This window comes from Rhodopila sp. (assembly GCF_035548235.1).
Taxonomy (GTDB): domain Bacteria; phylum Pseudomonadota; class Alphaproteobacteria; order Acetobacterales; family Acetobacteraceae; genus Rhodopila.
The window spans coordinates 1-7487 of record NZ_DASZTJ010000290.1 but is presented as its reverse complement, the minus strand read 5'-3'; the positions used below and the strand labels follow the sequence as shown (position 1 = coordinate 7487).

7 protein-coding genes are annotated in these 7487 nt (G+C 66.1%); all 7 read left to right on the top strand.

Annotation, left to right across the window (positions count from 1 at the left end):
* Positions 1-673: ABC transporter permease (locus VHB27_RS23685; protein ID WP_325605276.1), on the top strand; the 673-nt coding region annotated here is incomplete at its 5' end.
* Positions 660-1442, top strand: a complete 783-nt coding sequence (locus tag VHB27_RS23680; RefSeq protein WP_325605274.1) for an ABC transporter permease — start codon at positions 660-662, stop codon at positions 1440-1442. The genes VHB27_RS23685 and VHB27_RS23680, both read left to right, overlap by 14 nt.
* A complete protein-coding gene (locus tag VHB27_RS23675; RefSeq protein WP_325605271.1) occupies positions 1439-2557 on the top strand; it encodes an ABC transporter ATP-binding protein in 1119 nt (372 codons plus the stop codon). Before VHB27_RS23680 ends, VHB27_RS23675 begins: the two co-directional genes overlap by 4 nt.
* A gap of 71 nt (positions 2558-2628) precedes the next feature.
* A complete protein-coding gene (locus tag VHB27_RS23670) occupies positions 2629-3693 on the top strand; it encodes an extracellular solute-binding protein (RefSeq protein ID WP_325605270.1) in 1065 nt (354 codons plus the stop codon).
* 4 nt (positions 3694-3697) lie between these two features.
* Positions 3698-5065, top strand: coding sequence for an LLM class flavin-dependent oxidoreductase (locus VHB27_RS23665; RefSeq protein WP_325605268.1), 1368 nt, complete (start codon positions 3698-3700; stop codon positions 5063-5065).
* A 68-nt stretch (positions 5066-5133) separates the two neighbouring features.
* Entirely contained in the window at positions 5134-6012 is an 879-nt protein-coding gene (locus VHB27_RS23660; protein WP_325605266.1) for a TauD/TfdA dioxygenase family protein, read from the top strand.
* Positions 6013-6072: 60 nt separating this feature from the next.
* The coding region (locus tag VHB27_RS23655; RefSeq protein WP_325605264.1) for a 4-hydroxyphenylacetate 3-hydroxylase family protein at positions 6073-7487 on the top strand (1415 nt) is incomplete at its 3' end.

Below are 7487 nucleotides of genomic sequence, written 5' to 3'. Positions count from 1 at the left end.
GCTCAACCGGGTGGTTTTGAACACCCTGATCATCAGTATACTGACGACAACGATCGCCCTCCTGCTCGGCTACGTCCTCGCCGCGGCGCTCTGGCGCGCCAGCCCGGGCGGTCGGCGTGGCCTGATGGCGGTCATCCTGCTGCCATTCTGGACAGGCGTGCTGATCAAGAATTTCGCATGGGCGTCGCTGCTGCAGGACAACGGCGCCATCAACAGCGTGCTGATGGCGCTGGGCCTGGCCGACGCCCCGGTCACGCTGCTGCACAACCGGCTCGCGGTCGTCATCGGCATGGTGCACTACGTCCTGCCCTACGCCGTCTTCCCGATCTACACCGCGATGCTGTCGATCGACCGGCGTCTCGAACAGGCCGCGCGCAGCCTCGGCGCGCATACGCCGGCCGTGGTCTGGCGGATCGTGCTGCCACTGACGCTGCCCGGAGTCGGCAGTGCGGCGCTGCTGGTCTTCATCATCTGCTGCGGCTTCTTCGTCACCCCGGTCATCCTGGGCGCGCCGTCGGACATGATGGTCGCGAACCTGGTCGATTATTACGTCCACGTCTCGGTCGATTTCGGCAAGGCCGCCGCCCTGGCGGTGATGATCCTGCTGGCGGTGCTGCCGCTGGTGGCGCTGCGCCGGTTCCTGCCGCGGGAGGGCGTCCATGGCGCCGCGTAGCCTTGGCCTGACGCTCGCCGTCGCGCCGATCGTCTTCTTCCTGCTGCTGCCGTCGCTGATCATCATCCCGATGGCGCTGACCAAAGGGCAGTTGATCCAGTTTCCGCCGCAATGGATCTCGATCCACGCCTTCACCGACTATCTGTCGGACCCGCAATGGATGCGCTCGACCCTGGTGTCGTTCCAGGTCTCGGCCTTCGCGGTGCTGGTCGGCGGCGTCACGGGGACCTGCGCGGCGCTGGCGCTGCACGGCAAGACGTTCGCCGGAAAGTCGCTGCTGACCGGCCTGGTCCTGGCGCCGATCGTCATCCCGCTGATCGTCCTCGCGCTGGGGTCCTACCTGGTGTTCGCGCCGCTGCGCCTGGTCGGCACCTGGCCCGGCATCGGATTGGTGCACGCGCTGCTGGTCACGCCCTATGTCTTCATCTCCGCGCAGACCAGCCTGACGGCCGAGCTGAATCCGGCACTGGTGCGGTCGGCGCGCTCGCTGGGCGCGGGGCGCTGGCCGGTGTTCCGCCATGTGATCTGGCCGGCGATCCGGCCGGGCGTGCTGAGCGGCTGCGTCATGGGCTTCGCCGTTTCGTTCGACGAGGTGGTGGTCGCCCTGTTCCTGCAAGGGCCCGACACCGTCACGCTGCCGGTCCGGATGTTCACCGCGATCCAGTTCGAGCTGACGCCGAAGATCGCCGCCAGCGCCTCCCTGTTCATCCTGCTGGCGACGTTGGCGCTGGTGGCGCAAGGCCTGCTCGCGCGGCGGAGGCCGGCATGAACGTTTCGGGCATGAACGTTTCGGGCATGAATGTCTCCGGCCGCCTGCTGGATGTCCGCCATGTGTGGAAGTCCTATACGCCGGACGTCTTCGCCGTCCGCGACGTCAACTTCACCCTCGAGCCCGGCGCCTTTCTGACCCTGTTGGGTCCCAGCGGGTCGGGCAAGACGTCGACGTTGATGATGGTGGCGGGATTCGAGGCGCCGACCGAGGGCGAGATCCGCGTCGGCGGCCGCGACGTGGCCGGCCTGCCGGCGGAGAAGCGCAACTTCGGCGTCGTCTTCCAGGGCTACGCGCTGTTCCCGCATATGTCGGTGCTGGACAATGTCGAATTCGCGCTGCGCATGCGCAAGGTCGGCCGCGGCGATCGCCGGCGGCAGGCGATGGCGATGCTGGACCGCGTCGGCCTCGCCGCCTTCGCCCATCGCCGCCCGCGCGAACTGTCGGGCGGCCAGCAGCAGCGCGTGGCGCTGGCCCGCGCGCTGGTGTTCGAGCCGGACGCGCTGCTGTTGGATGAGCCGCTGGGCGCGCTGGACCGCAAGCTGCGCGAACAGTTGCAGGCCGAGATCAAGGACATCCAGCGCCGCGTCGGCATCTCCATCCTGTTCGTCACGCATGACCAGGACGAGGCGATGACGATGTCCGACCAGATCGCCGTGATGGCTGACGGCCAGGTCGTGCAGATCGGCACGCCGGCAGAGGTCTATCAGCACCCGAACACGGCCTTCGTCGCCGGTTTCCTGGGCGAGACCAACCTGCTGCCCGTCGTCGTGCGAGGCGTCGAGAACGGTCATGCCGTCGTCCGCTTCGAAGACGGCACGACAGGCCGCGCCAGGATGCCGCGCGGCGGACGGCCCCCGGCCTCCGGCGCAAGCGGTTTCGTTTCCATCCGTCCCGAACGTCTCCGGTTCCTGGGGGATGGCGCGTCGTCCGACCACAGCACGGACGGGGTGGTCGGCGGCCATGTCTTCCTGGGCCGCCATGCCCGATCGACCGTCCGGGCGCTGGGACAGGCGCTGATCGTCAGCAGCCTGGATCCGCAACGGTCCGAGACCGTCCGGATCGGATGGGACACCGACGACGCGCAATTGCTCGCCCCAGAGGGGCCTGATTAGAGGGGCCTGATTAGAGGGACCTGATTAGAGGCGCCTATCTGAAGCACCCACCTGAATCGAAAGGCCGTGCCATGCATCTTCCGAAACGACGCCAATTGCTGAAAGCCTCGGCTCTGGCCCTTGCCGCCCCCGCGGTCCTGCGCCGTCCGGCCCTGGCCGACGGCAAAGCGATCAATGTCGCGGCCTATGGCGGCGTCGTGAACGATCAGTTGACGAAATTCTTCGCCGAACCCTTCGCCAAGGAAACCGGCATCAAGGTGACGTTCGGCGCCGGCACCTCGCTGGCCCTGGCAAAATTGCAGACGATGTCCGGCGGCCCGGCGCAATGGGACATCATCAACCTGACGGGGTCGGAGATCGTCCAGGCGGCGAAGGAGAAGCTGATCGTTCCCTATGACTACTCGATCATCGACGCCTCCCACGTGCCGCCGGAATACAAGGAGAAATACGGCATCAAGTTCAGCCTGTTCCTGTTCGTGATGTGCTGGGACCGCAAGAAGATCCCCGACGACAAGGCGCCGAAGACCTGGGCCGAGTTCTGGGATACCAAGCGCTGGCCCGGCAAGCGGTCGATGGACGCCAATATCTCGGACGGCAGCACGCTGGAGCTTGCGCTGCTTGCCGACGGCGTGCCGCTGCACAAGCTGTTTCCGCTGGATGTCGAACGCGCGTTGAAAAGCCTCGACAAGCTGGGGCGCGACAACATCGTCTGGTACAACACGAACCAGGAGCCGATCCAGCAGCTGACCTCGGGTGCGGTGTCGCTGGCCACCGCGTTCCACGGCCGCGTGCTGCTGGCGGACAAGGCCGGTGCCAGCCTGGGATTCACGCCGGATTATGCCGGTGTCAGCGGCAACTATTATTGCGTCAGCGCGGCATCGGCGAACAAGACCGAGGCGTTCAAGTTCCTGAACTACATGCTGACCGACGTGAAGGGCGACGTCGAATACATGAAGGCGACCGCCTATGCGATCCCGAATACCGCCGCCCTGCCCCAGCTTCCCAAGGACATTTACGACATCCTGCCGACCAATCCGGCGTTGAAGGACAAGGTGTTCATCAAGTCCGACGCCTGGTGGGCGGCGAACCTGGACAAGACCGTACAGCGCTTCAAGGAATGGCAGATCGGGGGCTGAGCCGATGGCGATCGATCCGTCCCGGGGCAAGATGCACCTCGGCGCCTTCATCCACCCGACCGGCAACCACATCGCCGCATGGCTGCATCCCGAGGCGCAGATCGATGCCGGCCAGAACTTCCGCCATTACTGCCAGCTCGCGCAGATGGCGGAGGCCGCCAAGTTCGACATGATGTTCCTGGCCGACGCCGTCGCCGTGCGCGACGGCAAGCAGGAGGCGCTGAGCCGCTGGCCGCAATACATGGCGTATTTCGAGCCGGTGACCCTGCTGTCCGGCGTCGCTGCGGTCACGGAGCATATCGGCGTGGTTTCAACCGCGACGACCTCCTATAACGAGCCGTACAACGTCGCCCGCAAATTCGCCTCGCTGGATCTGATATCGGGCGGTCGGGCGGGATGGAACGTGGTGACGTCGGCGAATTTGTCGGAGGCGTTCAATTTCGGGCGGGAAGCGCATTACGAACACGGGGAGCGCTACGACCGCGCGGAAGAGTTCTTCGACGTGGTCAAGGGCCTGTGGGATAGCTGGGAGGACGATGCGTTCATCCGCGACCGCTCCACCGGACGCTATTACGACCCGGCCAAGCTGCATGCGCTGAACCACAAGGGCGAGCATTTCTCCGTCCGCGGCCCGCTGAACGTCGCCCGCTCCCCGCAAGGCCACCCGGTGATCTTCCAGGCCGGCGCGTCGGAGCCGGGCAAGGAGCTTGCCGCCCGCACCGCCGAAGGCGTCTTCGTCGCCGGCTACACGCTGGAGGGCGCGCAGGCCTTCTATGCCGACTTGAAGGGACGGATGCCCAAATACGGTCGCGACCCCGACCATCTGAAGGTGATGCCCGGGCTGAACGCGATCGCCGGCCGCACCGAGAAGGAAGCCAGGGAGAAGCATGCCTACCTGCAGTCCCTGATCCATCACGCGGTGGGGCTGGAGGTGCTGTCCAACGCCCTGGCCGGCTTCGACCTGGAAGGCCTTGACCCCGACGGCCCCTTGCCGCCCGACGTTTACGACATCGTCCCGAAAGGCAGCACCTCCGCCTTCCGCAACGTCACGCGCTGGGCGAAAGAGGAAAACCTGACCATCCGCCAGCTCTATATGCGCTTCGCCGGTGCCCGCGGGCAGCGCACGCTGGTCGGCAGCGGCAGCCAGATCGCCGACAACATGGCGGAATGGTTCCTCAATCGCGGCGTCGACGGGTTCCTGATCCAACCGTCCCATGTCCCCGGCGGACTCAAGGACTTCATCGACCATGTCGTCCCCGAACTGCAGGAGCGCGGGTTGTTCCGTACCGACTATGAAGGCACCACCTTGCGCGACAACCTGGGCCTGCCGAAGCCGGTGAACCGCTGGGCAGCGCGGGAGAGCGTGGCCTGACCCGTCCCGCATTCCAGTCCGGACCGAACTGCTCTAGCCTGATGGCCAAGAACAGGAGGGAGCTGCCCATGTCGATCACCGTCGAAGCCCTGCATCCGGCCATCGGCGCCCGCGTCACCGGGCTGGACCTGCGCGAACCGCAGCCGGACGCAACGATCGCCGCGATCGAGGACGCCATCAACCGGCATGCCGTACTGGTATTCCCCGGACAGTCCATCACGGATGCGCAGCAACTGGAGTTCAGCGCACGGTTCGGTACGCTTGAAACGACTGTCCGAGCGTATCGGTCCGATTTCGTGCCGCGGCTGGACTTGCGGATCGCGGATATCTCCAACCTGGATCACAACAACCAGGTGCGCACGAACGACGATCGGCTGCGGCTGAATGCACTGGGCAACCGCCTGTGGCATTCCGACAGCAGCTTCAAGCGCGTCCCGGCCCGCTATTCCCTGCTGTCCGCCCGCGTCATCCCCTCGGAAGGCGGGGAGACGCAGTTCGCCGACATGCGCGCCGCCTGGGACGCGCTGCCGGACAAGATGAAGGCGCAACTCGAAGGCCTGGTCTGCGAGCACACGCAACTGTTCTCCCGCGCGCGCATCGGCTTCACCGACTGGTCGGAGGAGGAACGGGCGAAGATGGCCCCCGTGCCGCAGGTGCTGGTCCGCACCCATCCGGGTTCCGGGCGGAAATCGCTCTACCTGTCGTCCCACGCCGGGCGCATCCGCGGCATGCCGGCCCCCGAGGCGCTGATGCTGCTGCTCGACCTGAACGAGCACGCCACCCAGCCGCAATTCGTTTACTCGCATCGCTGGACGGTCGGCGACCTGGTGATGTGGGACAACCGCTGCACCATGCACCGCGCCCGGGCTTACGATGAGACCCAGGTGCGGGACATGCACCGCACCACCGTGTCGGATGGCGTACCGACCGTGCAAGAAGCCGCCTGACGTGTCACGGTTCTTGCATCCCCGGCAACCGCGCCCCAACCAGGAACCGAAAGCGCCCGCATGATTCGCACCGGCCAGCAATACAGGGACTCGATCCGCGACGGCCGCCAGGTCTGGATCAACGGAGACCGTGTCGCCGACGTCACGACCCATCCGATGTTCAAGCCGCTGGTCGATATTCGCGCGCGCATCTACGACATGGCGCACGAAGACATGGCGCACGAAGACATGGCGCACGAAGCCGGGCACGCCCCGACGATGACCTATCGGGACGAAGCGGGCGACGTCTGTTCCGTGGGCGCGAAGCTGCCGCTGACCCGGCAGGACTGGCACGACAAGCGCACAGCCGTCGACGCCGTGCTGGATGAGGTCGGCGGCGTCGTCACGCGTGTCGGCGACGAAACGGTCGGCGAGATGTGGTCGCTGTACGACGGCCAGGACGTGCTGAACGAGGTCAATCCCCAGTTCTCCACCAACATCCGCAACCATGTCGCCCGGGTCGTCAAGGAAGACCCGTTCCACGTCTCGGCCAACACCGATCCCAAAGGCGACCGGTCCAAGCGCCCGCAGGACCAGGACCCCGACATGCTGCTGCACGTCGTCAAGGAGACGGACGCCGGCATCATCGTCCGCGGCGCGAAATACGAGACCGCGGCGGCCTACGCGAACCAGGCCTTCACCAAGCCGACGATCGCGAACTGGGGCGACTCGCAGCTTTCGGACTACGCGGTCGGTTTCATCTGCAACCTGGGCGCGCCGAACCTGAAGTTCATCTGCCGCACCGGTTTCGCCGGCCGCGCGCCGGTCGAGGACTACCCGCTGTCGAACCGGTTCGATGAGATCGACACGCTGCTGATCTTCGACAACGTGCTGATCCCGTGGGAGGACGTGCTGTTCTACCGCCACACCAAGGCGGCGACCTTCATCCGCGCGACGCTGCACCGCTACAGCGCCTTCGCCTATGTGCAGCGGAACATCCGCATGGCCGATCTGATGATCGGCGCCGCCCTGTTCAACGCGCGGCAGACCGGGCTGGAGCACCAGCAGGCGGTGCAGGAGAAGCTGTCGACGCTCGCCTGCTATCGGGAAGGCATCAATGCCCACCTGACGGCCGCGATCGCGATGGCCAAGCCCAGCCCGGCCGGCCTGCTGATGCCCGACCAGTCCTTGCTGTTCACCGGCCGCGTGCTGGCGTCATCGCAGCTGCACAACATGATGCACCTGGCGCGCGAACTGTGCGGCGGGCAGATCTGCGTCACCCCCGACCATGCGACGTTCCAGAACCCCGAGACGGCGCCGTGGATGGAGAAATTCTATACCATCAACGACACGTGGCAGGCCGAGGACCGGCGGCGGCTGCTGGCATTCGCCCGCGACCTGCTGAACTCCGACTATGCCGGCCACAGGCTGACCTTCCAGTTGTTCGCGCAATCGCCGCCCTTCGCGAATCTCGCGGCGGTGTACCGCAACTTCGA

What these genes read in the sequence shown, in the direction of transcription:
- VHB27_RS23670 (WP_325605270.1), top strand. Translation starts at nt 2,629, where the DNA reads ATGCATCTTCCGAAACGACGCCAATTGCTGAAAGCCTCGGCTCTGGCC.
- VHB27_RS23665 (WP_325605268.1), top strand. Translation starts at nt 3,698, where the DNA reads ATGGCGATCGATCCGTCCCGGGGCAAGATGCACCTCGGCGCCTTCATC.
- VHB27_RS23660 (WP_325605266.1), top strand. Translation starts at nt 5,134, where the DNA reads ATGTCGATCACCGTCGAAGCCCTGCATCCGGCCATCGGCGCCCGCGTC.
- VHB27_RS23680 (WP_325605274.1), top strand. Translation starts at nt 660, where the DNA reads ATGGCGCCGCGTAGCCTTGGCCTGACGCTCGCCGTCGCGCCGATCGTC.
- VHB27_RS23675 (WP_325605271.1), top strand. Translation starts at nt 1,439, where the DNA reads ATGAACGTTTCGGGCATGAACGTTTCGGGCATGAATGTCTCCGGCCGC.